Annotated in this window: 26 protein-coding genes; 16 read left to right on the top strand and 10 right to left on the bottom strand. The window is 62.2% G+C overall.

Annotation, left to right across the window (positions count from 1 at the left end):
* Positions 1 to 164 precede the first annotated feature (164 nt).
* The 4 genes from xylF to M729_RS0124340 all read left to right on the top strand — a co-directional run bounded on the left by xylF (position 165) and on the right by M729_RS0124340 (position 5,268).
* Entirely contained in the window at positions 165 to 1,205 is a 1,041-nt protein-coding gene (gene xylF / locus M729_RS0124355) for a D-xylose ABC transporter substrate-binding protein (RefSeq protein ID WP_013529274.1), read from the top strand.
* A gap of 142 nt (positions 1,206 to 1,347) precedes the next feature.
* Positions 1,348 to 2,700: a sugar ABC transporter permease gene (locus M729_RS0124350; protein ID WP_013529275.1), complete on the top strand. Its 1,353-nt coding sequence runs from the start codon at positions 1,348 to 1,350 to the stop codon at positions 2,698 to 2,700.
* Positions 2,701 to 2,711: 11 nt separating this feature from the next.
* Entirely contained in the window at positions 2,712 to 3,512 is an 801-nt protein-coding gene (locus tag M729_RS0124345) for an ATP-binding cassette domain-containing protein (protein WP_027163156.1), read from the top strand.
* A gap of 127 nt (positions 3,513 to 3,639) precedes the next feature.
* Positions 3,640 to 5,268 (top strand): CHASE domain-containing protein, encoded by a 1,629-nt coding sequence (locus M729_RS0124340; protein ID WP_024503009.1) that lies wholly within the window; start codon positions 3,640 to 3,642, stop codon positions 5,266 to 5,268.
* A gap of 98 nt (positions 5,269 to 5,366) precedes the next feature.
* Here M729_RS0124340 and M729_RS0124335 read toward each other — a convergent pair whose 3' ends face one another.
* The 6 genes from M729_RS0124335 to M729_RS0124310 form a co-directional block, all read right to left on the bottom strand.
* Entirely contained in the window at positions 5,367 to 5,609 is a 243-nt protein-coding gene (locus M729_RS0124335) for a lipoprotein (RefSeq protein WP_024503010.1), read from the bottom strand.
* Positions 5,610 to 5,692: 83 nt separating this feature from the next.
* On the bottom strand, positions 5,693 to 6,019 hold the full coding sequence (locus M729_RS0124330; RefSeq protein ID WP_013529279.1) for a hypothetical protein: 327 nt from the start codon (positions 6,017 to 6,019) through the stop codon (positions 5,693 to 5,695).
* Positions 6,020 to 6,140: 121 nt separating this feature from the next.
* Entirely contained in the window at positions 6,141 to 6,320 is a 180-nt protein-coding gene (locus M729_RS0124325; protein ID WP_013529280.1) for a hypothetical protein, read from the bottom strand.
* 123 nt (positions 6,321 to 6,443) lie between these two features.
* Positions 6,444 to 7,475, bottom strand: a complete 1,032-nt coding sequence (locus M729_RS0124320) for a sensor histidine kinase (RefSeq protein WP_027163155.1) — start codon at positions 7,473 to 7,475, stop codon at positions 6,444 to 6,446.
* A gap of 179 nt (positions 7,476 to 7,654) precedes the next feature.
* On the bottom strand, positions 7,655 to 7,822 hold the full coding sequence (locus M729_RS1000000137610) for a DUF1328 domain-containing protein (protein WP_024503012.1): 168 nt from the start codon (positions 7,820 to 7,822) through the stop codon (positions 7,655 to 7,657).
* Between the two features lie 256 nt (positions 7,823 to 8,078).
* Entirely contained in the window at positions 8,079 to 8,873 is a 795-nt protein-coding gene (locus M729_RS0124310) for a response regulator (RefSeq protein WP_013529283.1), read from the bottom strand.
* Positions 8,874 to 9,086: 213 nt separating this feature from the next.
* Here M729_RS0124310 and M729_RS0124305 point away from each other — a divergent pair, with 213 nt between their 5' ends.
* Together M729_RS0124305 and M729_RS0124300 are read left to right on the top strand one after the other, a co-directional pair.
* Positions 9,087 to 9,290 carry a NepR family anti-sigma factor gene (locus tag M729_RS0124305; protein WP_032809255.1) on the top strand — a complete coding sequence of 68 codons (204 nt, stop codon included), beginning with the start codon at positions 9,087 to 9,089 and terminating at the stop codon, positions 9,288 to 9,290.
* 3 nt (positions 9,291 to 9,293) lie between these two features.
* A complete protein-coding gene (locus M729_RS0124300; RefSeq protein WP_013529285.1) occupies positions 9,294 to 9,845 on the top strand; it encodes an RNA polymerase sigma factor in 552 nt (183 codons plus the stop codon).
* 13 nt (positions 9,846 to 9,858) lie between these two features.
* Here M729_RS0124300 and M729_RS0124295 read toward each other — a convergent pair whose 3' ends face one another.
* Positions 9,859 to 10,230, bottom strand: coding sequence for a response regulator (locus M729_RS0124295; RefSeq protein ID WP_027163154.1), 372 nt, complete (start codon positions 10,228 to 10,230; stop codon positions 9,859 to 9,861).
* A gap of 168 nt (positions 10,231 to 10,398) precedes the next feature.
* Between M729_RS0124295 and M729_RS0124290 the strand changes: the two genes are divergently transcribed.
* The 3 genes from M729_RS0124290 (at position 10,399) to M729_RS0124280 (ending at position 12,085) form a co-directional block, all read left to right on the top strand.
* A complete protein-coding gene (locus M729_RS0124290) occupies positions 10,399 to 11,160 on the top strand; it encodes a Crp/Fnr family transcriptional regulator (protein WP_027163153.1) in 762 nt (253 codons plus the stop codon).
* A gap of 128 nt (positions 11,161 to 11,288) precedes the next feature.
* Positions 11,289 to 11,615 carry a DUF883 family protein gene (locus tag M729_RS0124285; RefSeq protein WP_013529287.1) on the top strand — a complete coding sequence of 109 codons (327 nt, stop codon included), beginning with the start codon at positions 11,289 to 11,291 and terminating at the stop codon, positions 11,613 to 11,615.
* Positions 11,616 to 11,626: 11 nt separating this feature from the next.
* Positions 11,627 to 12,085, top strand: coding sequence for a hypothetical protein (locus M729_RS0124280; RefSeq protein ID WP_013529288.1), 459 nt, complete (start codon positions 11,627 to 11,629; stop codon positions 12,083 to 12,085).
* 13 nt (positions 12,086 to 12,098) lie between these two features.
* Here M729_RS0124280 and M729_RS0124275 read toward each other — a convergent pair whose 3' ends face one another.
* Positions 12,099 to 13,574 (bottom strand): HWE histidine kinase domain-containing protein, encoded by a 1,476-nt coding sequence (locus tag M729_RS0124275; RefSeq protein ID WP_050596333.1) that lies wholly within the window; start codon positions 13,572 to 13,574, stop codon positions 12,099 to 12,101.
* Between the two features lie 206 nt (positions 13,575 to 13,780).
* On the opposite strand from M729_RS0124275, the gene M729_RS01000000135685 reads away from it, so the two are divergent.
* Positions 13,781 to 13,984 carry a hypothetical protein gene (locus tag M729_RS01000000135685; RefSeq protein ID WP_013529290.1) on the top strand — a complete coding sequence of 68 codons (204 nt, stop codon included), beginning with the start codon at positions 13,781 to 13,783 and terminating at the stop codon, positions 13,982 to 13,984.
* Between the two features lie 29 nt (positions 13,985 to 14,013).
* Here the strand turns inward: M729_RS01000000135685 and M729_RS0124265 are convergent, their stop codons facing one another.
* Entirely contained in the window at positions 14,014 to 14,934 is a 921-nt protein-coding gene (locus tag M729_RS0124265; RefSeq protein ID WP_013529291.1) for a diacylglycerol kinase family protein, read from the bottom strand.
* Positions 14,935 to 15,185: 251 nt separating this feature from the next.
* Between M729_RS0124265 and M729_RS0124260 the strand changes: the two genes are divergently transcribed.
* The gene (locus tag M729_RS0124260; RefSeq protein WP_024503017.1) at positions 15,186 to 16,505 is read left to right on the top strand and encodes a PRC-barrel domain-containing protein; all 1,320 of its coding nucleotides are present in this window, start codon (positions 15,186 to 15,188) and stop codon (positions 16,503 to 16,505) included.
* A gap of 51 nt (positions 16,506 to 16,556) precedes the next feature.
* Here the strand turns inward: M729_RS0124260 and M729_RS0124255 are convergent, their stop codons facing one another.
* The gene (locus M729_RS0124255) at positions 16,557 to 18,128 is read right to left on the bottom strand and encodes an alkaline phosphatase family protein (RefSeq protein ID WP_027163151.1); all 1,572 of its coding nucleotides are present in this window, start codon (positions 18,126 to 18,128) and stop codon (positions 16,557 to 16,559) included.
* Positions 18,129 to 18,354: 226 nt separating this feature from the next.
* On the opposite strand from M729_RS0124255, the gene M729_RS0124250 reads away from it, so the two are divergent.
* The 5 genes from M729_RS0124250 to M729_RS0124230 all read left to right on the top strand — a co-directional run bounded on the left by M729_RS0124250 (position 18,355) and on the right by M729_RS0124230 (position 22,822).
* Positions 18,355 to 19,287, top strand: coding sequence for a VOC family protein (locus tag M729_RS0124250; RefSeq protein WP_027163150.1), 933 nt, complete (start codon positions 18,355 to 18,357; stop codon positions 19,285 to 19,287).
* A gap of 4 nt (positions 19,288 to 19,291) precedes the next feature.
* On the top strand, positions 19,292 to 19,912 hold the full coding sequence (locus M729_RS0124245; protein WP_027163149.1) for an alpha/beta hydrolase: 621 nt from the start codon (positions 19,292 to 19,294) through the stop codon (positions 19,910 to 19,912).
* Between the two features lie 2 nt (positions 19,913 to 19,914).
* On the top strand, positions 19,915 to 20,214 hold the full coding sequence (locus M729_RS0124240; RefSeq protein ID WP_013529296.1) for a GNAT family N-acetyltransferase: 300 nt from the start codon (positions 19,915 to 19,917) through the stop codon (positions 20,212 to 20,214).
* A 140-nt stretch (positions 20,215 to 20,354) separates the two neighbouring features.
* On the top strand, positions 20,355 to 21,413 hold the full coding sequence (locus M729_RS0124235; RefSeq protein ID WP_013529297.1) for a dipeptidase: 1,059 nt from the start codon (positions 20,355 to 20,357) through the stop codon (positions 21,411 to 21,413).
* Positions 21,414 to 21,511: 98 nt separating this feature from the next.
* Positions 21,512 to 22,822: a flavin monoamine oxidase family protein gene (locus M729_RS0124230; RefSeq protein WP_050596331.1), complete on the top strand. Its 1,311-nt coding sequence runs from the start codon at positions 21,512 to 21,514 to the stop codon at positions 22,820 to 22,822.
* The last annotated feature ends 85 nt before the right edge of the window (positions 22,823 to 22,907 follow it).

Genomic DNA, 22,907 nt, shown 5'->3' with positions numbered 1-22,907 from the left:
CCGAGGCCCGAAAAAAATTCGAAACGACATCAAAATCCATCAGAATCGATGTTGACAGCGTTCGGGCGTTGGCCCAGTATTTTTTCGAGGCTCGAAAAAATAGGGCCTCTGTGCCGGCCCTCGGGCCAGTTTGGTCGCGCCATACGCGGCGCAGGGAGGATAATATGAAAAGATTCACAGCCGCCATCCTGGCGGGTGCCGCCATGTCGCTGACGCTCGCGTCTGTCGCGCAGGCGAAGGACAAGGTCGTCGGCGTTTCGTGGTCCAATTTCCAGGAGGAACGCTGGAAGACCGACGAGGCCGCCATGAAGACGGCGATCGAGGCCGCCGGCGACAAGTACATCTCCGCCGATGCGCAGTCCAATCCCGGCAAGCAGCTTACCGACGTCGAAAGCCTGATCTCGCAGGGCGCCAATTCCCTGATCATCCTGGCGCAGGATGCTTCGGCCATCGGCCCGGCCGTGCAGAAAGCCCTGGACGAAGGCATTCCGGTCGTCGGCTATGACCGGTTGATCGAGAACAAGGATGTTTTCTATCTGACCTTCGACAACAAGGAAGTCGGCCGCATGCAGGCCCGCGAAGTGTTCAAGGTCAAGCCGGAAGGCAACTACGTCTTCATCAAGGGCTCCGGTGCCGATCCCAATGCCGACTTCCTGTTCTCGGGCTCGATGGAAGTGCTCAAGGAAGCCATTGACAGCGGCAAGATCAAGAATGTCGGCGAAGCCTACACGGATGGCTGGCTGCCCGCCAACGCCCAGAAGAACATGGAACAGTTCCTGACCGCCAACGACAACAAGGTCGACGCGGTGGTCGCGGCCAATGACGGCACTGCCGGTGGCGTCGTCGCGGCGCTGACGGCTCAAGGCTTGGCCGGCACCGTGCCGGTCTCGGGGCAGGACGGCGACCACGCCGCGCTGAACCGCATCGCCCTGGGCACGCAAACCGTGTCGGTGTGGAAGGACGCGCGCGAGCTCGGCAAGAATGCCGCCGAGATCGCCTCGCAACTGGCCGACGGCAAGAAGACGAGCGACATCGCCGGCGCCAAGGACTTCACGACGCCGGGCGGCAACACCGTCAAGTCGCTGTTCCTGACCCCGGTTGCCATCACCAAGGACAATCTCAACGTCGTCATCGACGCTGGCTGGATCAAGAAGGACGAAGTCTGCGCGGGTGTCGCTGCCGGCACCGTCGCGGCCTGTAACTGATCCGGACCACTTCGAAATATCTGAACGCCGCGGCCCAAAAGCCGCGGCGTTTTCTCAAAGAATTGTGTTTCCGCATCATGCGGATAGCTTCTAGGCTGGGCTCCGGCACGCGCGTCAGACGGCCAGCCGGTGGGAGGAAATCATGACCGACACGACGTCCAACCCGCAGGCCGATACGGCGCGCGCGTCGGAACTCGGCGCCGTCGCCCGGTTCCTGAAGGCGACCGAGATCGACACCCGGATGCTCGGCATGATCGGCGCGCTGCTGGTCATCTGGATTGGGCTGCATGTCATTTCCAGCCTGCGCCTCGGCGTCAACCCGCTCGATTTCGACAGCCGCACCTTTCTCACGCCGCGCAATCTGTGGAACCTGTCGGTGCAGACATCCGCGGTCGCCATCATGGCCTGCGGCATGGTGCTGGTCATCGTCATGCGCAACATCGACCTGTCGGTCGGTTCCGCCGAGGGCCTGATCGGCATGGTGATGGGATTTGCCCAGGTGCATTTCCTGGTGCGTTTTGTCGGGCTCGAACTCGGCAATCCGTGGATCTGGGTCCTGGCGCTGGTCATCGGCCTGGCGCTCGGCCTGTTGATCGGCGCCTTTCAAGGCTTCGTCATCGCCTATCTCGAAGTGCCCGCCTTTATCGTGACGCTGGGCGGCCTGCTGGTCTGGCGCGGTGCTGCCTGGTGGGTCACATCAGGCCAGACCGTGGCGCCGCTTAACGCCACCTTTCAGCTGATGGGCGGCGGGCCGGCGGGATCGATCGGCGCAACCTGGAGCTGGGTTGTCGGGATCGTCGCCTGCCTCGCCGTGGTGTTTGGGCTGTTCAACGGGCGGGTGCAGCGCAAGCGTTTCCGTTTTCCGCTACGTCCGATCTGGGCCGAGGCGCTGCTCGGTGTCGTCACCTGCGGCGCCATCATGGGTGCGGTTTGGCTCGCCAACTCCTACCCCTGGCCGATCGGCATCGTGAACAGATATGCGGCCGCCAACAACATCACCGTTCCCGAAGGCGGCCTGTTCATCGCCCACGGTATCGCCATACCGGTGCTGATGGCGGTCGCCGTCGGGCTGGTCATGACCTTCATCACCAACCGCACCCGTTTCGGCCGCTATGTCTTCGCCATCGGCGGCAATCCCGAGGCGGCCAATCTCGCCGGCATCAACACGCGCTGGATCACCATGAAGGTGTTCATGATCATGGGCGTGCTGGCCACGATTGCCGCGGCGATCTCCTCGGCCCGGCAGAATTCGGCCACCAACGTGCTTGGAACGCTCGACGAGCTGCTCGTCATTGCAGCCGCCGTGATCGGTGGCACATCGCTAGCCGGCGGGTCGGGAACGATCATCGGCGCCATGCTCGGCGCCCTGCTGATGCAGTCGCTGCAGTCCGGCATGGTGCTGCTTGGTGTCGACTCGCCGCTGCAGAGCATCGTCGTCGGCGCCGTACTGGTGATCGCCGTGTGGCTCGACACCGTCTATCGCAAGCGCGTCTAGGAGGGCATGCCATGACTGACAAGACTGCTCCTGCAGCCACCGCGCTGATCGACATGAGGAACATCTCGATCGCGTTTGGCGGCATCCGCGCCGTCGACGACGCCTCGATCGATCTTTTCCCCGGCGAGGTCGTGGCGCTGCTCGGCCATAATGGCGCCGGCAAGTCGACATTGATCAAGATCCTGTCCGGCGCCTACAAGCGCGATTCGGGCCAGATCTTCGTCAACGGCGAGGAGGCATCGATCTTCAACCCGCGCGACGCCAAGAAATACGGCATCGAGACGATCTACCAGACGCTGGCGTTGGCCGACAATGTCGACGCCGCCGCCAATCTGTTCCTCGGCCGCGAGTTGATGACCGCCTGGGGCACGCTCGACGACGTTGCCATGGAGGCCGAGGCGCGCAAGGTGATGGGTCGGCTCAATCCCCGGTTCCAGCGTTTCAAGGAGCCGGTGATCAAGCTGTCGGGCGGCCAGCGGCAATCGGTGGCGATTGCGCGTGCGATCCTGTTCAACGCCCGCATCCTGATCATGGACGAGCCGACGGCCGCACTTGGTCCGCAGGAAACGGCGCAGGTCGGCGAACTGGTTAAGCAGCTCAAGTCCGACGGCATCGGCATCTTCCTGATCAGCCACGACATCCACGATGTGTTCGAGCTTGCCGACCGGGTCTGCGTCATGAAGAACGGCCAGGTGGTCGGCACCGCCCGCACCACTGATGTCACCCAGGACGAGGTGCTGGGCATGATCATTCTGGGCAAATGCCCGCCAGGCGCCATTCCCGGACCGGGCGCGCTGAAGATCGCGGCCTGAGATCAAGCCAGATCGCGGTTGCCGGACACGTGATATGCCAGCCGTAGGGATGGCTTGGCCTTGGCATTGTGTTGGCAGGGCGACTTGCGCATAAAGGTCCGACATTGCTCAGGGACCGCACGATCCGTTGAAGAAGCTTTTCCCGATCATCGCCTTTATCGCCGTCGCGCTGATCAGCATGGTGATGGCAGGTTTTGCCTACTTCGCCACGCAGGAAGCCGCGCGCATCAAGTTCGAGGCGACTGCCGACGATGCGCTCAACCGGATCGAGAGCCGCATCGACCTGCATCTGTCGCTGCTGCGCTCGACGCAGGCCCTGTTCGACGCCCGCAATGGCGATATTTCTCGCAATGAGTTCAAGGCCTTCTTCACCGCGCTCGATGTCGACAAGAATTTCGCCGGCTTGCGCGGTATCGGCTTCCTCAGGCTGGCAAAGACGGGCGACGAGGCGACGGTCGAACGCGACATGCTGCACGATTATGGCGTCAGTCATCCAATCTACCCGGACACCACGCAACCCTGGCGCACCCCTATCGTGCTGTTCGAACCGCTGGATCCATCCAATCAAGCCGGCATCGGCTACGACATGTTCAGCGAACCGGTGCGGCGTGCGGCGATCGAAAAGGCGATGTCCGACGACCAGCAGCATGCCAGCGGGCTGGTGCAGCTAGGCCAGGACACGGGCGCCGCGCAGACGTTCACCGGCTTCTTCGTTTTCGTGCGGCTCAATGTCGAAACCGCTCCCGACGTCATCAATGCTTCGAGATCCTCGACATCAGGTTTTCTCTATGCGGCCTTTCGGGCTCGCGATCTGTTCCGGACCGCGCTCAGCCGGTCGCCGCTTTTGCCGGTCAACACCGAAATCTATGATGGCGATGGTGCCGTGAACGGCGACAATCTGTTGTTCCGGTCGGAGACGCCGCCGGCTTCCACTTTCGGGAACAGGCTGCTGGTCACGCGAAAGATCATCGTCGCCGGACAGCCATGGACTGTCCTGTTCCGGCCGACAAGCGCCTTCTCGCAGCCGTCGTCGCGCGCCATTCCGGTGATGCTGGGGCTGTTCGGCCTGCTGTTGGCGGGCGCAATCGCGCTTGTGGCGCGCTATCAGGAGCGGGCCTATGAGGCAGCGTCGCGATTGCACGAAACGACGGAAAAGAGCCTGATCGAAAAAGACCTGATGCTGCAGGAGATGAAGCATCGCATCAAGAATTCGATCACCAGGGTGCTGGCGATCGCGCGTCAGACGGCATCGCGGGCGACCGACGTCAACGAGTTTTCAGCGTCCTTCTCGGCTAGGCTGCAGGCGATGGCGGCCTCCCAGGACATGCTGACGCGCTCACGCTGGCAGAAGGCCGATCTTGGCGATCTCCTGCGCATCGAGCTGGGTCAGGTGTTCGGCAAGGAGCTACCCGCTGAGCTGTTGTCGGGACCACAGGTGCTGCTCGACGAAACCACAACGCAAGCGCTCGGCCTGACCTTCCACGAACTGGCGACGAATGCGCTGAAGTACGGCGAAGCCGGCAATTCCGTTGGAGCGCTGAAGGTGGACTGGTCGGTCGAAGGGCGCGGGCGCGACAGGTTGCTGGCTCTCAACTGGCGCGAAAACGGGCAGAAGAAACTCGAAGCGCCCGACAAAACCGGCTTCGGCACCAAGCTGATCGACCTCAACGTGACGCGCGAACTGCGCGGTACGATCAAACGCGATTACCAGGCCAATGGGCTGAACGTGGAAATCAAAATCCCGCTGGCAAGCTGACGGTGATCGTCAGGCGGCCAGGATCAAGCATCCAAACATAGAAAATCCGGAGGCCGGCAGACCGGTCTCCGGATCGATGGCTAGATTATCATCGCTGATTAGTTGCAGCGAGCCGTGTAGGTGCCGCGACGATCACGGTACACGCAACGGCCATCCCGCAGCTTGCGAACCAGCAGGCCCGATCCGGCACCGACAGCCGCGCCGATCAGCGCGCCCTTGCCGCCGCCGACCAAGCCGCCGACACCGGCGCCGATCAAGCCGCCGCCAACCACGTCCTGCTCGGTCGTTGTGCAGCCGCTGACGGCAACCACCGCAACCAGGGCAATAATCATCTTCCGCATAGAGTCACTCCTCACTTTTTGTCCTCACTTCGTAAAGCTCCAGCTGCCATCTAGCATGAAATGACGGCCTTTGCTGCTGCAATCTATTGTTGGTGAAGATAGTCTTTTTCTGGGCGTATCGTGTTCGATGCCATTACCAGGCTGGAAATTGCCAAAGACGCGTCAAGCGTACCATCGGCGCGCACATTCCAGACGATCTGATCATAGTCGTCCTCAAGCGCCGGATCGACCGCAAGGCATTTGGCGACGATGTGGTCAGCCTGCCCTTGCACGTCGCCCAAGACAAATGGGCGTTCGGCCACGCATTGCTCGGCCGTCGCGAAAACGCTTACGGGCACCTGGAGTTCACGGCAGTCGGCCATCGTGTTCGAGCAACCGATGACCAGCAACAATGCAGCGATATGTTCCATGGCGAGAAGTCCTCTCGCCATAGTAACGGTCTACATTCGCCAAAGTTCCTGGTTGGCTTGATCGGCCGGGGAAATAAGATGGCGCTACAGCCGATTCGGCCACCGGCCGAAACGACGTGGCCTAGTAGACCAGTTGGTGCAGGGCGACCGCCATGATCACCGCCACCAAGGCCAGCGCAACAAGGCGCAAAGCTCCGTTGGGAACAGGAGCCAGCGGTGGCGCGGAAGCCTCGGAGTCCTCAAACTCGCCCATGGAAATCCGGGCGGCCTGCTCCAGTCTGTTCATGTCGGCAACCGTCAAGGCATTCCTCCCACCATGCTGCAAATCCTGCTGCGGAAATGTTCGGTGATGCAACAAGTTCCAGCGGTATCCGGGAAAAACAGCATCTGCTTTTATGGTGAACGGCGGGTTAAGGAAGGTCGCTCAATCCGTCTCGAAATTGCCGTGCGGAACGACAAGGCGGTATTCAAGGCGGCCAGCCGCGATTTCGAGCGTCGCCGTTCCGTTCAGTGACGCCGGCACGACCCGTTCGAGTGCGACGCTGCCGAAGCGCTTCTCGCTACGCCTGACATCACCGGCTCCGATTGCCTCCGCCCATGTCAGGGACAGGGAGGTTCCCGTGTCGTCGGCGGTCAGGTTGGCTGTAACGTTGACGTACCCGCCGGGCCGCGACAGGGCGCCGTAGCTCACCGAATTGACGGCGAGTTCATGCATCGCAAGGCCGATATGCAGGGCAGCGTTGGGATTGAGATAGGGGTTTGCCCCCTGAAACCTCAGGCTCCGAACCGGATCGCCGCCATAGCGGCCAACCTGGCCCGATACGAGTTCGCGAAGTGCTGCACCCCGCCAGTTGGAAGAGGTCACGAGATCCTGGGACGAGGCCAGCGATTGCAGCCGGCCGCGAAAGCGTGTCAGGAAATCGCCGATGCTGTCGGAGTAGCGGCCGGTCTGGGTGGCTATGCTCTGGATGATCGCCAGCAGGTTTTTGGAGCGATGGCTCACCTCTCGCAACAGCGTCGTCAGGGTCTGCTCGCGGCGCTTCTGCTCCGTCGTCTCGACCATCGTGGTGACGACGCCTTGCACGGTGCCACCATCGCCGTGATCGGCATCGATCCACACCTCGAACCAGCGGCTGCCATCCTCGACGGGAACGCTGATCTCGAGACGTTGAGGGTTGCCGGATGCAATGACGTCGCGCTTGGCCGCGCCGATGCGGTCGGCCTGCGCCTCCGGCAGGATGCCGATGCTGTCGGCGGTGTCCGAAACCCAGGGCGCACGCATGTTGCGCGCCCATACGGTTTTCATCTCGCGATCCTGGTAGAGAACGGAAATGCCGGCATTGTGCAACGCGTGAAGAAGAGCACGACCGAGCTGCATGCCGCTGTCGGCGGGATGGAGGGCGATGACTTCATCGCTTTGCACGGCGTCTTTCCTGTTTCCGGTCCTGGAACCCATCGGCCAATCTGTCCACCCAATTCAGGCTGAACGGCTCATCGTTGAATGGGTTCCAAACAGGTTTCCGGAAAACCCGCCGCCAAAAACGGTCCGCCGGACGGCGTCCTTTGAGGGACACCGCCCGGCGGTGGCTGGAAACCGTTTGAGGGGTGCGGCTTCCAGTGTTCGGCCGTCCGTCCTTACGAAGCCCGCTTGAACAGGCCCGCAAGAAGCGAAATGATCAGGAAGGCGAGAAAGATGAAAAACAATATCTTGGCAATTCCAACGGACGTGCCTGCAATACCGCCAAAACCAAGCGCGCCGGCGATGATCGCCACGACGAAAAATACGAGCGCCCAGTAAAGCATGATCCATCTCCTTCGAATGGTGCGATGAAAACGTCGGTGGTTGCGGTTTGTTCCCACCCTTTGCCGAAAAAGACCGTGCTTGCAATCGTTCGAGCAGGACGCGCAGGAAATTAGCCGTCACCGCGCGATGCGTGCATCAGGCGGCCCGAAGTGAAGAATTGAGGAATTGATGAATTGACGATTTGATGATCTGGAGAAATCGGCAAGCGAGGCTATCGCCTTCGGTTCGTCAATTCCTCCACTCCTCAATTCGCGACTATGCGGCTGCTTTCGCCTGCCGGTCAAAGAACAGTGCCTGGCTGATCAGCGCCTTGACCATGTCGGGATTGAACGGCTTGGTGACCAGGAAGGCCGGTTCCGGTCGTTCACCAGTCAACAGGCGCTCGGGGAAGGCGGTGATGAAGATGACCGGCACCGACGTCGATGACAGGATTTCGTTCACGGCCTCGATGCCGGAACTGCCGTCGGCAAGCTGGATGTCGGCCAGCACCATCTTCGGCCGCGTCTTGCCGAACATCATCACTGCCTCGGCATGGGTGCGCGCCGTTCCAACGACGCGGTGCCCGAGGCTCTCGACCATTTCTTCGATATCCATGGCGATCAGTGGTTCATCCTCGATGATCAGAACGTCGGTTGCCACCTGACGGGATATCTCGTTGCTCGCCTGGGCAAGCAACTCTGAAAACTCCTGGTCACCGACGTCAAGGATCTCAGCCGCTTCCTCCTCGCTGAAGCCTTCGACCGCCACGAGCAGGAAGGCCTGACGGGGCCGTGGTGCAATCGCATTCAGATTGGCGGCGGTGCGCTGTTCCCACGCCGATTGCGCCTGTTCCTGTGGAACGCGGATGGCGACCGATGTGAAAAGCTTGGCGAAAACCTTGTACAGCGCGATGCGGTCGCTCGATGCTTCGGGAAATATCTCGATATCGGCGATGATGGCTTCAAGCATCGCAGCGACCAGCGCGTCACCACTCTCTTGCGACCCGGAAACAGCCCGCGAGAAGCGGCGCAGGAAGGGCAGATGTGGTGCGATGGTGGCGGATAAGCTCATGGTAAGACGTCTCCCTCAGAATGACGCGATTGCGTAGCAGGTCAAGCTGACTGCAAGCCCTGATAACGCCGATTTTTTGAAAAAGTTCCACCTCGACGGAACAAAAGCCGGGGAGTGGCGTTTGTGGTGGGGATGGGCAACCAGACGAGGGCGCCGCTTGCGTTGTGTTGAGTACGGCAAGAGCGGCTTGAGCGCTGGGAATACAAGGGCAAAATGAAGGATATGACGAAAGATATTCTGACTGGCGCCGAGAGCAGGCGCCGGAACGGTTCTGGTGACGCTCTTGGGCCGAACTCCGAAATCGGACGCAAACTCAAACAATATTACGACGCGCTGGTCTCCGACGATGTGCCGGATCGCTTTTCGCAGTTGCTTAGCCAACTGGAACAGGCTGAACCCGCACAGAAGAAGGACTGAGGCATGGCCGCGGTCTCACAAGGCTTCAAGACTGATCTGCTTGGGGCAATCCCAAGTCTGCGCGCGTTTGCCGTGTCGCTGACGCAAAATGCCGATAAAGCCGACGACCTCGTCCAGGAAACACTCGTCAAGGCTTGGGACAAGCATGAGAGCTTCCAGCCCGGCACCAATCTCAAGGCCTGGCTTTTCACCATCCTGCGCAACGAGTTCTATTCGCAAATGCGCAAGCGCGGGCGCGAAGTGCAGGACAGCGACGGTATCATGACGGCCAGGCTTGCCGTTCATCCGGCCCAGCACGGTCAACTCGACCTGAAGGACTTTCGCGGGGCGCTGGAGCAGTTGCCGGAGGACCAACGCGAAGCCATCATCCTCATCGGCGCATCTGGTTTCTCCTACGAGGAGGCCGCGGAGATCTGCGGCTGCGCGGTGGGGACGATCAAGAGCCGCGTCAGCCGAGCCCGTACCCGCTTGCAGGAGATCCTGAAAATATCAGGTGAGGACGAGTATGGTCCGGACGCGATTTCGGCCCAGGTAACGAGTTCGCCGGCGAGCTGACCGCGATCGCGTCTCAAGCGCGTCCGCAGGCCGCCGCGACCGCTTGCACCAGGTCTTCGCCTGAGTAGGGTTTGCCAACCAGCCTGACGCCCGGAAACGATGCCTTGATTTCATCGGCATCCGAATAGCCGGACGCAAACACGAAAGGTATGCCTGCCGCGCGCAGCCCGGAAGCGAAATCGATCGTCGAGGCGCCGCCCAGCATCAAGTCGACAATGGCTGCATCGAATCGCGTGGCGACTTCCCGGCCATCGACCTCGGTCAGGTCACGGGCGATCACCACCTCATCGGCGCCATGATCGCGGCAAAGTTGCTCGACATCCATGGCGATGAGAAATTCGTCCTCCAAAACGAGAATCCGCAATCCGTCAAGCAATGTGGGCACAGGCAAAGACTCCTTGAAACGCCGGAGTCATGATCGCTAATTGGCTTGCTGTCATTTAAAAAAGACATGTGGCCAGCGGGCGGAACCTCAATCCTTGCAACGCGTTGAAACGCGGCTCTCCAAGAGCGGCTTTCGAAGGGGGTCGAGCGGGCTTTCGAAGGGGGCGAAATGTCAGTCCAGAACAATAACGCTTTCTCCAGCCGCCAATATCCTTGCGAGAACTGCCCATTGCGGCCGTTGCCGGTTTTCCGCGACTTCGAAGAACAGGAGCTGGCCTTCATCAGCAAATTCAAGAAGGGTGAACTCGCGGTCGATAAGGGCGACACGGTGCTGGTGGAGGGAAGCCATAGCGCCCATCTCTACACCGTGCTCTCCGGCTGGGCGTTTCGCTACAAGCTGCTGCGGGACGGCCGTCGCCAGATCCTCAATTATCTCATGCCCGGGGATCTGATCGGCCTGCAAGGCAGTGTGATGGGCGAGATGCAGCATTCCGTCGAGGCACTCTCACCGATGCTGCTGTGTGTTTTCGAGCGCGAATATCTGCACGAGCTGTACCGCAATCATCCCGGGCTGGCCTACGACATCACCTGGATCGCATCGCGCGAGGAGCGGATGCTGGACGAGAATCTGCTCAGCCTCGGGCGCCGCAGTGCGATCGAGCGCGCCGCCTATCTCATCGCCTTCATCGGTAGCCGGGCCAAGGTCGTCGGACTGAATGGCAGCCAATCCGTCCAGATACCGATCACGCAGCAGCACATTGCCGATACGCTCGGCCTGTCGCTGGTTCACACCAACAAGACGATCCGCAAGCTGATGGATCGCAAGCTGATCGTCTGGCGCGACGGCGGCTGCGCGGTCTCCGACAATGAAGGGCTCAAGCGGCTCGCCGGCTGGGAAGGGCTGGGCGAGGCGCGCCGGCCATTAATCTGAGGAAGCGTCTTTTTGCGAAGCCGGCGGATCGGGTGCGCGCTGATGCGTTTTCGGCTACTTTGTCCGCAGTGCCGGAACCATGAGGCGCGCAGCGCGTTTGAAACCGAGCAATCACAAGGAGTTAAGCCATGGCCACTGCCGCAGGAAAGACCGCAACCGACGCCCGTGCAAATGCGGACCTGGAAGCCGACATCAGGCAGTTGAAGGCCGACATCGACAAGCTCACCAAACAACTGGCCAAGACCGGCGAGCATGGCTATGGCACCGCGCGCCGTGCAGCGACAGAAGGGGTCGAGCAGTTGCGCGCGCAGGGCGAAGCAGCCTTTGACAGCTTGCGCAGCAATGCCAAGGACATCGAAGCGCAGATGATGGCAAGCGTGCGTGAAAAGCCGGTGACGTCACTGGCAATCGCCGCTGGCGTCGGCTTCCTTTTCGCGCTCATCGCGCGTCGCTAGTCGCGCTACAGATGGGAATGTTGGCAACCCTGATCTCGGGCCTCGCCTCGGGGGAAACCGTGGCCGCCGTTCATCGGGCGCGCACGGCGGCAATCGTCTATGTGATCGCCATGGCCGCTGCGCTTTGCGGTCTCGGCTTTCTGGTCGGGGCCGCCTATATCTGGACGGCGATGCGCTACGGGTCGCTTGCCGCCGCGCTGGGGTTTGGCGCCGGTTTCCTGGTGCTCGCCGGACTTATCCTGCTGATCTACCGGATATCCGCAGGTTCGCGCGCCCGGCGCCGGGCGCAGCGCCGCAATGCCGACATGAAGGCGATCGGCGTCACCGCCGCACTCGCCGTGCTGCCGAGCCTGCTCAAGGGAAAAGGCGGTCTCGGCGCTATTCTGGGGCCGGCCGTGGCGCTCGCGGCCTACGCCATCTACCGCGAGAATGTGAAATCCGACGATCCGGATGAGAGCGAGCGGACATAGAGCTGTTGGGAGATCACTTCGACAGCTCTTCCAGAGGCATCGATATTTCGGCAAACACGCCTTCCGGCCGGAATTCATGGGTCACTTCGCTGGAAATGACCTTGGCCAGGCTGCGGCGAATGAGGATAGAGCCGAAGCCTTGCCGATCCGGCGGAGCGACTTGCGGCCCGCCGCTTTCGCGCCAGGTCAGCACAAGACGCCGGGCATCCTTCCTGCCTTGCGTCCTCCAGCCGAGGTCGACCCTGCCTGACGGCACCGACAGCGAGCCATATTTCAGCGCGTTGCTGGCGAGTTCATGCAGGATCAGGCCAAGCCCGACGGCCTGGTCGGGCGACAGCAGCAGGTCGTCGCCGGAGATCGTCATGCGCGGCTGCTCGGCCGTTTCGAAAGGTCTGACCTCGATCTGGACGAGTTCACTGATGCCGATGCCACGCCACTCGCGGTCCGACAACAGATTGTGGGCGATGCCCAAGGCCTGAAGCCTGGCGCCGAAGGCCTCGAGGAACTGGCTTGGCTGGCGGGCATGGCGCACGGTCTGGGTTGCCAGCGCCTGGACGGTCGCCAGAGTGTTCTTGACGCGATGGTTGAGTTCACGCAGCAGCAGCCGTTGCCGTTCGTCGCCGAGCTTGCGCTCGGAGATGTCGTAATTGACGCCGAAGATCAATGTCGGCTTGCCGTCGCCGTTACGCTCGATGACACGGCCGCGCGTGGCGAGCCAGCGCGGCGGGTGAAAGCCCTTCACCCGGTATTCGCCGAAATAGTCGTCGCTGCCGGTCAAGGCGTCGCGAAAGCGGGTTTCGGTCTGGTAGACGTCGCGCGGATCGATGGCGGTGAGGATGTCGCGTGCGCGCAGCCGGTTGGAGCGCGGCAGGTTGAACAGCTCCGACATCAATGTGTCGCATTCGATGACATCGGTGCGGATATCCCATGCCCAGCTGGCGAGCGAGGCCGCATCGAGTGCGATGGCGCGTCGTTTTTCCTCGCGCGCAAGTGCGGCCTCGGCGATCGCGCCGCTGCGGGTTGCGTCCTTTAGGGTGAACAGGCTGGCGGCGAGGCCGGCGAGCGCCTTCAACTGGTCGAGCTCGGCTCGGGATGGAAAACCATGCGGCTCGCGGTCGAGCACGCACAGCGTGCCGATGCGGGCACCTGCCACGATCATCGGCGCGCCGGCATAGAAGCGGACATGGTGCTTTCCGGTGACCAGCGGGTTGGTCTTGAAACGGGGGTCCGCCGTTGCATCCACGACCACCATCGGCTCGTCGCCGGCGGCAATCGCATGGGCGCAGAAGGAGACGTTGGTCGCGGTTTCGGTCTCGTCCAGGCCGAAGCAGGATTTGAACCAATGCCGTTCAAGGTCGACGAGTGTGACCAGGGCCATCGGCACCTGCATCACCGCTGCGGCAAGGCTGCTGACGCGGTCGAAATCGGGGTCGGCCGCCGTATCCAGCATCTCCAATCCGTGCAGCACGGCCAGCCGGTCGATATCCATGACTGCTAGCGCAACTTCGGCCGGCAGATCGGGTGCTGTTTGCGTCTTGCCAATCACCCCAATTGCCTCGTCCCGGTCTTCGTCGCCGCATGCTTGCGCTGCTGCAAGGCCAGCACGCTTTTCCGGAACCATCCTAGCGAGGAACCGTTACCCGACCATGATTTGCCGGGCGCGCCAGTTGGTGCAGAATGAGACAGGGATCGAGCATGGCCAAGATCATTCCAGAAAACAAGGCGCGGCAGGGGCGATGGGGCTGGCATGGATTTCGGATCCTGATCGCCGCACTGCTTCTGGTGTTTGCTGCATGGGGCATTGCCGAGATCTATGGTGTGTTGATCAAGGCGCCTAACAGCGATGAACAGCATGTCCCCACACCGCCCAACACCACCGAGCAGGCTCCTGCCGGGTAAAGCCGGTCTGTCCGTTGCGTCGCACCTCATCAGGCGGCTCTCGACTGGGCCGCGCTCGCCGGAACCAATACATTCAGTGCGCCAGGCTGGATCTCGATTACCGTTTCACGGTCAAGCCTGACCAGTTCGCCGTCCATGACGGCGCGAAATTTGCGGCTGCCCGAATGGATTTTCAGCACCGTTCTGTTTGTCTGGTGGATTTCGACATGTTCGTTGTCGCGCCATTTGCCGCGCGCCATGTTGAAGAAGAACTTGACCAGTTCGGCGCGCTGCTTCGCCACCGTGACATAGACACCGAGCACGCCGCCCGCAGGATTGTCGGCATAAGGCAGATGGCCTTCACCGAATAAGTTGTTGGTGATGCCGATGCCGGTGATGCGTGCCGCCATTTCGGCATCGCCGATGCTGAGCGTCACATTCATCGCAGGTGGATTGTTGATCGTTGCCCAAGCCGCCTTGGCCGAGGCGCGGATCTTTCCCAACCGCGAACCGAACTCCATCTTCTGGCGCAGTTGCACCATCTTCGCGTGCATGCCGATCGAGAACTGGTGCACGAAAGGTTGGCCATTGGCCGTCGCCACATCGACAGCAATGATTTCGCCGTCGGCGAAGGATTTCAGCGCCCCGTCGAGCGACTGCGGAATGCCCAACCCGCGTGCGAACAGGTTCATGGTGCCGGCTGGCAATATGGCAAGCGCCTTCTTCGTGCCCATCAGTCGGGCGGCCGCGGCGGAAATGGTCCCGTCGCCGCCACCTGCCAGCACGATGTCGACCGAGCGACGCGAAGCGGCGTTGTCCAGCGTCTCCACCACATCCTTGCCGGCGACAATTTCGATGCTGAGCGAGTGGCCTGCCGTTTCCAACGTCTGATGCATCCTGTCGGAGAAAGCGGCGAGGTCGGTGGTGCGCAAAGTGCCGCCGTCCCGGTTCAGCACCGCTGCAAATCTCATGCCCCGCTCCACCAGGTCAGCCAAAAGGCGGCCGGGATGTACCCAGCCAACGGCTGAAACGCGGCGTCGACAGAAAGGTTCCCCTTGCCGCGGGGTGACTACCCCAGCGGCTCAATAATTTCCGTGGTTTCGTTCCCGGACCGCAGCGCTTTGTCGGAACAACTGACCCGGTCACGACGTTGTGAACCTGTAGATGCCGCGTTCCCCAAGGAAGACGCGGCGCATGAGATCAGGCACGAGGAGAGACTACCATGATCCGCAATCTTTTAGCCACGACGGCGCTCGCAACCTTTGTCGCGACCGGCGCCTATGCGCAGAACGCAACAAATACGGCGCCTGCCACGCCCGCCGTCCAGGAGCCCGCCGCCGCTCCTGTGCCACGCGCAGAGGGCAGCATCGTCACCAACATCATCGGTGAGTCCGTCTACAACGGCACCGGCGACGATGCCGAAAACATCGGCAAGGTCAGCGACGTCGTGTTCGACAAGGATGGGCAGGCGAAATCCGTTGTCATCGACGTCGGCGGTTTTCTGGGTGTCGGCGCCAAAAGCGTTGCTTTCGACTACGGCAAACTGCAGTGGGCCGAAAAGAATGGCGACCGCTGGTTGGTGGCCCAGACGACCAAGGACGAACTGACGGCGCAGGCAGAATTCGATAAAAAGCCTTACAGCCCGACCCCAGCACCTGCGGCATCGACCGACGCAACAGCGCCGGCAGCACCCGCGACGACGGACACAGCGCAAAAGCCTGTCGACATGAACGCCGCTTCGGCAGAACCAGTCAAGCGCGCCGATGGCAATCTCGCCACCAACATCATCGGGGAAAACGTCTACAACGGCACCGGCGATGACGCCCAGAACATCGGCGACGTCAACGACATTGTGCTGACCAAGGATGGCAAGGCGCAGTACTTGGTCATCGGCGTCGGCGGTTTCCTAGGCCTTGGCGCCAAGAACGTCACCTATGACTTCTCGAAGGCGCAGTGGGCCGAGAAGAATGGCGACCGCTGGCTGGTCGCCCAGACCACCAAGGAAGAATTGCAGGCGCAGCCGGATTTCAACCGCAAGGCCTATGACCCGGCGCCGGCAACGACGGCTTCGAATGCGCCGGCAGCAGTCGCGCCTGCCGCAGCCCCTGCCGCCGCTCCGTCCGACAAGACGGCACAGGCTCCGGCGCCCACGACCCCAGATGCCTCGGCTCCGGACCAGACAAAGACCGCAGCCATCGACAAGTCGACGCTGACCGAGATGCCGGTTGGTGAGATTCGCGCCGATGACCTCAAGGGCACGACTGTCTATGGCGCCAACGACGCCAAGGTCGGCGAGATCGGCGATGTCGTGCTTGCGCCCGACAAGAAGGCCGATGCGGTGATCGTCGACGTCGGTGGCTTCCTCGGCATTGGCGAGAAGGAAGTCGCGGTCGGCATGGATAATCTCAAATTCATGACCGACAAGGCGGGCAACAAATACCTGTACACGACCTTCACCAAGGAACAGCTCGAGGCACAAACCGCCTATGACAAGGGCAGCTATGCCGAGAAGCGCGATCAGCAGCGCATGATCGTCAGGTAGTTTCCACCCAGTCGGATACAGGCCCGCGCCGGCAACGATGCGGGCCTGTGTTCATGTGTGGCATGGAGGCAGGCCAGCGGCATGGCCGACGAGGCCGTTCTCGGTCAATTCGGCCAGTGCCAGCGATTGGTCGAGATGTTCAGCTCGCCAGGCGAGCAGCCGTTCGGCGAATTCCAGACGCACGGCGAGATGGCTGGGGTCGGCCGCGAGATTGTCCAATTCGTCCGGATCGTTTTCCAGATCGAACAGCAGCGGCGGCAGGTTGCCGCCGAAATGCACATATTTGAAACGCTCCGTGCGGATAACGGCGAGATTGCATTGGCGTGAGGCGATGCCGAAATGGCGTTCGGCCTCGCCCGCGGCAACCGAGCGGAAATCGAACTCCCAATGCGCGGCATCGCGCCACGCCGCAGGGGTTTCCCCGCTCAGGAACGGCTTCAGCGACCTGCCGTCGAGATGCGGCGCGGGCTCTTCGCCGAGCAGGTCGAGAAACGTCGGCAAAATGTCGACCGCTTCCGTGAAGCTGTCTACCTTGCCGCCGGCCGCCTTGCCGTGGCGCGGATCGCGGATGATCAGCGGAATGTGGTAGCTGCCGTCGAAATAGCCGCCCTTGCCCAGCATGAAATGGTCGCCCATCATCTCGGCATGGTCCGAGGTCAGCACGATGATGGTGTCGTCCCACGCGCCGGCCGCCTTGACCGCTTGCCAGATGCGGCCGAGCTGGGCGTCGACCTCGGAAATCATGCCGTAATAGATCGCGCGGAGGACGCGAAAATCGTCTTCGCTCCAGTCGTGCACCTTGCCTCTGGCTTCGGGGCGAAATTTCATCTGTTTCTGCCGGCCGAGATCATAGGCTAGATAGGGATGGTTTTCCGCCTCCTCCTGCCAGCTTGCCGCGCGCCGGAAGGCCGGGCCGTCAGCCGGATCGTACATTGTGTTGTAGGGCTCCGGCACTATGAAGGGCGGGTGCGGGCTGATGAAGGAAAGATGCGCGAACCACGGCGCGGCGTGCTCCTGTTCGCCAAGCCAACGCGCGAATTCGCCGGTCAGGAAGGCCGCCGGAGTTTGTTGCCCGGAGTAGACGGGCGGCGCGTTGCCGACAGTGGTCCCGACCGCGCGGTCCGCCACCGGGCGATGGATGTCGGGGGATCCGGCGCTGGCGTCGACACCTTGCAGCTCCAGCCAGGATAGCCATTGCTTCTGATGCTCGGGCAGCAACTGGCGCACCGTAAAGCCCGGCAGCACGCCTTCATAGCTTTGCAGCCGCGGATCGCCCGGCGCCAGCAGGCGCGGATCGAGCGACACATCGGTGTAGCCGAACAGCGTCGGATCATAGCCCAGGGCGCGAGCCGAAAGCGCAATGTTGCCGTGGCGAGCGTCGAGCGGCGTGCCATTGCGGCAGACGCGGTTGTTCATCTGGTAGAGGCCGGTGTAGAGGCAGGCGCGGGCGGGCGAGCAGGGCGCCGCGCCGCCATAATGCCGGTTGAACAGCACACCCTCCGCGGCCAAAGCGTCGGCATGCGGCGTCTGCACGACCGGATGACCGGCGGCGGACAGACAATCGCCACGCCACTGGTCGCCTGTGATCAGGAGAATGTTAGGCCGCCTGGCTTTTCCACTCACTCACGATACCTTTGTCCCGGGATGTCGAACGCCGTTTATGGAACCGAATTCTGGCCATGGCGCAAGTCTGACCTGCGAGCCAATTGGTGAACGAACCTTGTTCCATCGTTCACTTTTATGACACAGTCCATTCTGTGTTTGCCGCCTTTGCGGAAACTGCCCTGGTCCTCATATTGGCGTGGACAGCGGCGAGGGCCGCACATGTACCAAGGGAAGGAGCAAGACAATGCTCGACCAGATCAAGGGCCTGCATCACGTCACGTCGATGGCCAGGGATGCCCGCCAGAACAACGATTTCTTCACCAGGAAACTCGGTCAGCGCCGGGTCAAGAAGACCGTCAATTTCGACGCGCCCGATGTTTATCACCTTTATTACGGTGACGAGGCCGGTACGCCGGGTTCGGTGATGACCTATTTCCCCTTCCCCGACATCGGCAAGGGCCGGCATGGGGTCGGGGAAGTCGGAACCACCGTCTACTCGGTGCCGGAAGGCACGCTTGGCTATTGGGAAAAACGCTTTGCCGATGAGGGCGTCACCGGCCTCTCGCGCGAAGAAACCTTCGGTGAGAAGCGCCTGGCTTTTGCCGGACCGGATGGTGACGGCTTCGCGCTGGTCGAGTGCAAGAGCGACAGCAGAGCACCCTGGTCGAAAGGCGGCGTTCCCACGGATGAGGCGATCCGAGGCTTTCATTCCGTGTCGCTCAGGCTGAAGGATGGCGGCGCCACGGAAGAGCTGCTGAAGTTCATGGGGTACGAGGAAATCGAGAAGTCCGGCAATCTCAGGCGGCTGGCGGTGAAGAACGGCAATGGCGCCGATGTCATCGACATCGAGTCGCTGCCGAGCACGGCCTTCGCCGATCTCGGCGCCGGCTCCGTCCATCACGTCGCCTTCGCGGTCGAGAACCGCGCCAGGCAGCTGGAAGTGCGCAAGGCGTTGATGGATACCGGCTATGGGGTGACGCCGGTGATCGACCGCGACTACTTCTGGGCGATCTATTTCCGCACACCGGGTGGCGTGCTGTTCGAAGTCGCCACCAACGAGCCGGGATTCGATCGCGACGAGGATACCGCTCATCTGGGCGAGGCGCTGAAGCTGCCGACGCAGCACCAGCACCTGCGGCCCTATCTCGAACAGCATCTGCAGAAGTTGGAAGGCTGAGGCTATGAGCAAGGACGCTTACATCCACAAGGTGCTGCCCGGTTCGCCGGGCGGTCCATTGCTGTTCGTCTTCCATGGCACGGGAGGCGATGAGAATCAGCTTCTGTCGCTGGGGCGCGATCTCGCGCCCCAGGCAACCATCGTCTCGCCGCGCGGTGATGTGTCGGAACAAGGTGCCGCGCGCTTCTTTCGCCGCGCCGCCGAGGGCATCTACGATATGGACGACCTGGCGCGGGCGACGACCAAGATGGCGGGCTTCGTCAAGGCCCATGTTGAAGCAGCGAAGCCATCGGCCGTGCTGGGTCTCGGCTATTCCAACGGCGCCAATGTCCTGGCCTCGGTGGTGTTCGCGGTTCCAGCGCTGTTCGACGCGTCGGTGCTGATGCATCCGCTGATCCCGTTCGAACCTGAGGTCAAGGGCAGCCTCGCCGGCCGCCATATCCTGGTGACCGCCGGCAAGCGCGATCCGATCTGCCCACCGAACCTGACCACGCGGCTCGAGGCCTATTTGCGTGCCGACGGCGCCGATGTCACAGTGGAATGGCACGATGGCGGGCACGAGGTGCGGCCAAACGAAATCGAGGCGGCACGGCGGTTCTTTGCCGATACTGCCCAAGGAGCATAGCAATGCCTGACCAACTGCCTGAGATCGAACTTGAGGATCGCGGTTCCAAGGGCCGCTACGTCCTGCGTGGACCCGATGGCGCCGAGGCCGAGATGACTTTCACCAAGATCGGTGAGCACCAGATCATCATCGACCACACCGAAGTGCCGGACGTCTTTCGCGGCCAGGGTGCCGGGCTTCGGCTCGTCACCCGCGCCGTCGAGGATGCGCGTGCGGCGGGCAAGAAGATCATCCCGCTCTGCCCGTTCGCCAACGCCCAGTTCCGCCGCCATCAGGAATGGGCCGACGTGCTGAAGCGGTAGGGATTCGTTGCTTGGAAACGGCGCGGCAAGCGGCTGCCATCCCACCGGGGCGGCTTTGGCATTTGCGCGGGTGGCGCATCCTGCCTAAGTAGATAGGATATATCTTAGCCGCGCCGACAAACGAACCGAATGATCCCCCAATGACCGAAACCGATCTCGTTCCCGTCTTCGACGGCCACAACGATACGTTGCTCAGACTCCATCAGTCGAAAGACACGGACGTCGAAAAACTGTTCATCGAGGGGAAATCGGGCGGCCATATCGACCTGCCACGCGCGAAAGCCGGCGGCTTCGCCGGGGGCATGTTCGCCATCTTTCCGCCGCCTGTCGAGAAATCCAGGCGCGGCGCCGTGCCCCTGGCGCCGGGCGCCGCAGAACCGCTGCCGCCCGAGGTTCCGCGCAATGAGGCGCTGACCTCGACCATCGCGATGGCCTCGATCCTGTTCAGGCTGGAACGGGCCGGAGCGCTCACCGTCTGCCGCAGCGCCGGCGACGTGCGCAACGCCATGGCGCAAGGGTCGATCGCCGCGGTGTTCCACATCGAAGGGGTCGAGGCGATCGATCCCGAGCTCACCATGCTCGACGTGCTGCATGAAGCCGGCCTGCGCTCGCTCGGCATCGTCTGGAGCCGTCCGAACGCCTTTGGCCACGGCGTGCCGTTCCGCTTCCCGTCTTCGCCCGACACCGGCCCTGGCCTGACCGATGCCGGCAAGGCGCTGGTCAAGGCCTGCAACCAGTTGAAGATCATGATCGACCTGTCGCATCTCAACGAGAAGGGCTTTCGCGATGTCGCCGCACTCAGCGATGCGCCGCTGGTGGCGACCCATTCCAACGTGCACGCGATCTGCGGCCATTCGCGTAACTTGACCGACTGGCAGCTCGGCGCGATCCGCGAAACCGGCGGCATGGTCGGGCTGAACTTCGCAACCGGCTTCCTGCGCGAGGACGGTCGCATGAATGCCGACACCAGCCTCGATATCATGGTGCGCCATATCGATTCGCTGCTGCAGGCGCTGGGTGAGGACGGCGTTGGTCTTGGCTCCGATTTCGACGGCGCCATGATCCCGGCCGTCATCGGCGATGTCGCCGGCCTGCCGAAGCTGATCGATGCATTGGCGGCACGCGGTTTCGGCCGCGCGCTGATCGAAAAAATCGCCTATCGCAACTGGCTCAATATGCTCGAGAAAACGATAGGTTAGAGACAGCCTGCGGCATGGTGTGTTCGGCCCGCCGGCATATGTCGACAAGGACATAGTTCGTCGGTGGAAGCCGGATACGATTGGGTGGATAGCCGGCAATGCTGAAGACCTTCACGGATGAGGGCGGCGAATTCGAGCGAACCGATGTCGTCATCGTCGGTGCGGGTTTCACCGGCCTGTCGGCGGCGCTTGAGATGAAGAAGGCCGGCATCGATTTCATCCTGCTCGAAGCACGCGACCGCGTCGGCGGACGCGTCGAGTCCCGACTGAACGGACTTGGCGAACGCATCGATAGTGGCGGCCAGTTCCTGTGCGAGGACATGCCGGAATTGATGGCCATGGTCGAGGCGCGCGGCAAGACGCTGGTTGAAACCCATGTCGATGGCGACTTCATCACCCAGCCGACGATGTCCGCACAACGAGCAGAGCGGACCTATCATGCCGCGATGGCGATCCGCGAGCGCATGAACGGGATCGATCCGGACGATGCCTCGATTGCCGGACTGACCGTCGCCGACTGGCTTGCCTGCCAGCACGATTCGGCCGATGCAAGGATGGCTTTCCGTTCGGTGATCGAAGGTCTCTGGTGCATGGCGCTGGACCAGATTCCTCTCTGGTATTTGATCGACAATGACCGGCGGGTCACCAACGAGGTGACGGAACTGCAATATTCTGTGCGCGAAACCATGCATTCGCTGGCCGACGATCTGGCCCGCGACCTTGGCGATCGGTTGCGGCTAAGCGAGCCGGTCACGCGCATCGAGCACAGTTCGCAAGGTGTTCTTGTCGTTTCGGCCGGGGATACCGTCGAGGCGCGCACGGTTCTGGTTGCCGTCCCGCCGGCGACGGTGACGGAGCTCGCCTTTGCCCCCGCTTTGCCGGCCGGACTGGGGCGGGCACTCGGCGCCTGGGAAAGCGGCGCGGCTATCAAGATCCTGGTGCGCTATGCCAAACCGTTTTGGCGGGCGCGGGATTTGAGCGGCATGGTGATGTGGCTCGAGCCGCCGGGGCTGTTTGCCTGCGACGCCGGCAAGGATGCGGAGCATGCGGCGCTCGTCGTGTTCGTCGGCGGCTCGCTCGCGCTGCGTTGGCGCGACCTCGGCGAGGCGGAACTGCGTGCGGAGGTGACCGGACGGCTGGAGGCAGCCCTTGGTCCGGATGCCGGTGACGTCATCGATTTCAGTTTGCGTGACTGGACAGGAGATCGCTGGAGCGGCGGCGCGTACAGCGATCTTATTGTCGATGTTACAGCGACAGACGCCGAGCGAACGATCCTTGCTGGCGCACCGCCGGTGTATCTCGCCTCTTCAGAACTCTCGCCATCGTTTCCGGGGTATGTCGAGGGCGCCATCATTGCCGGGCGCATCGCCGCGCACAAGATCATTGCCGAGCTTCAAGCTCCGGGCTGAGCCTGATCTTTTCGAAAGACTGTTTGGCAAGATCGGTCAAGTTGCGCCTCGAGCCTCGGCGCCGTCGAAGCCATGCCCGATTTTG

This window comes from Mesorhizobium sp. WSM1293 (genome assembly GCF_000513875.1).
GTDB lineage: Bacteria > Pseudomonadota > Alphaproteobacteria > Rhizobiales > Rhizobiaceae > Mesorhizobium > Mesorhizobium ciceri.
This window is presented reverse-complemented; position numbering and strand designations above follow the sequence as displayed.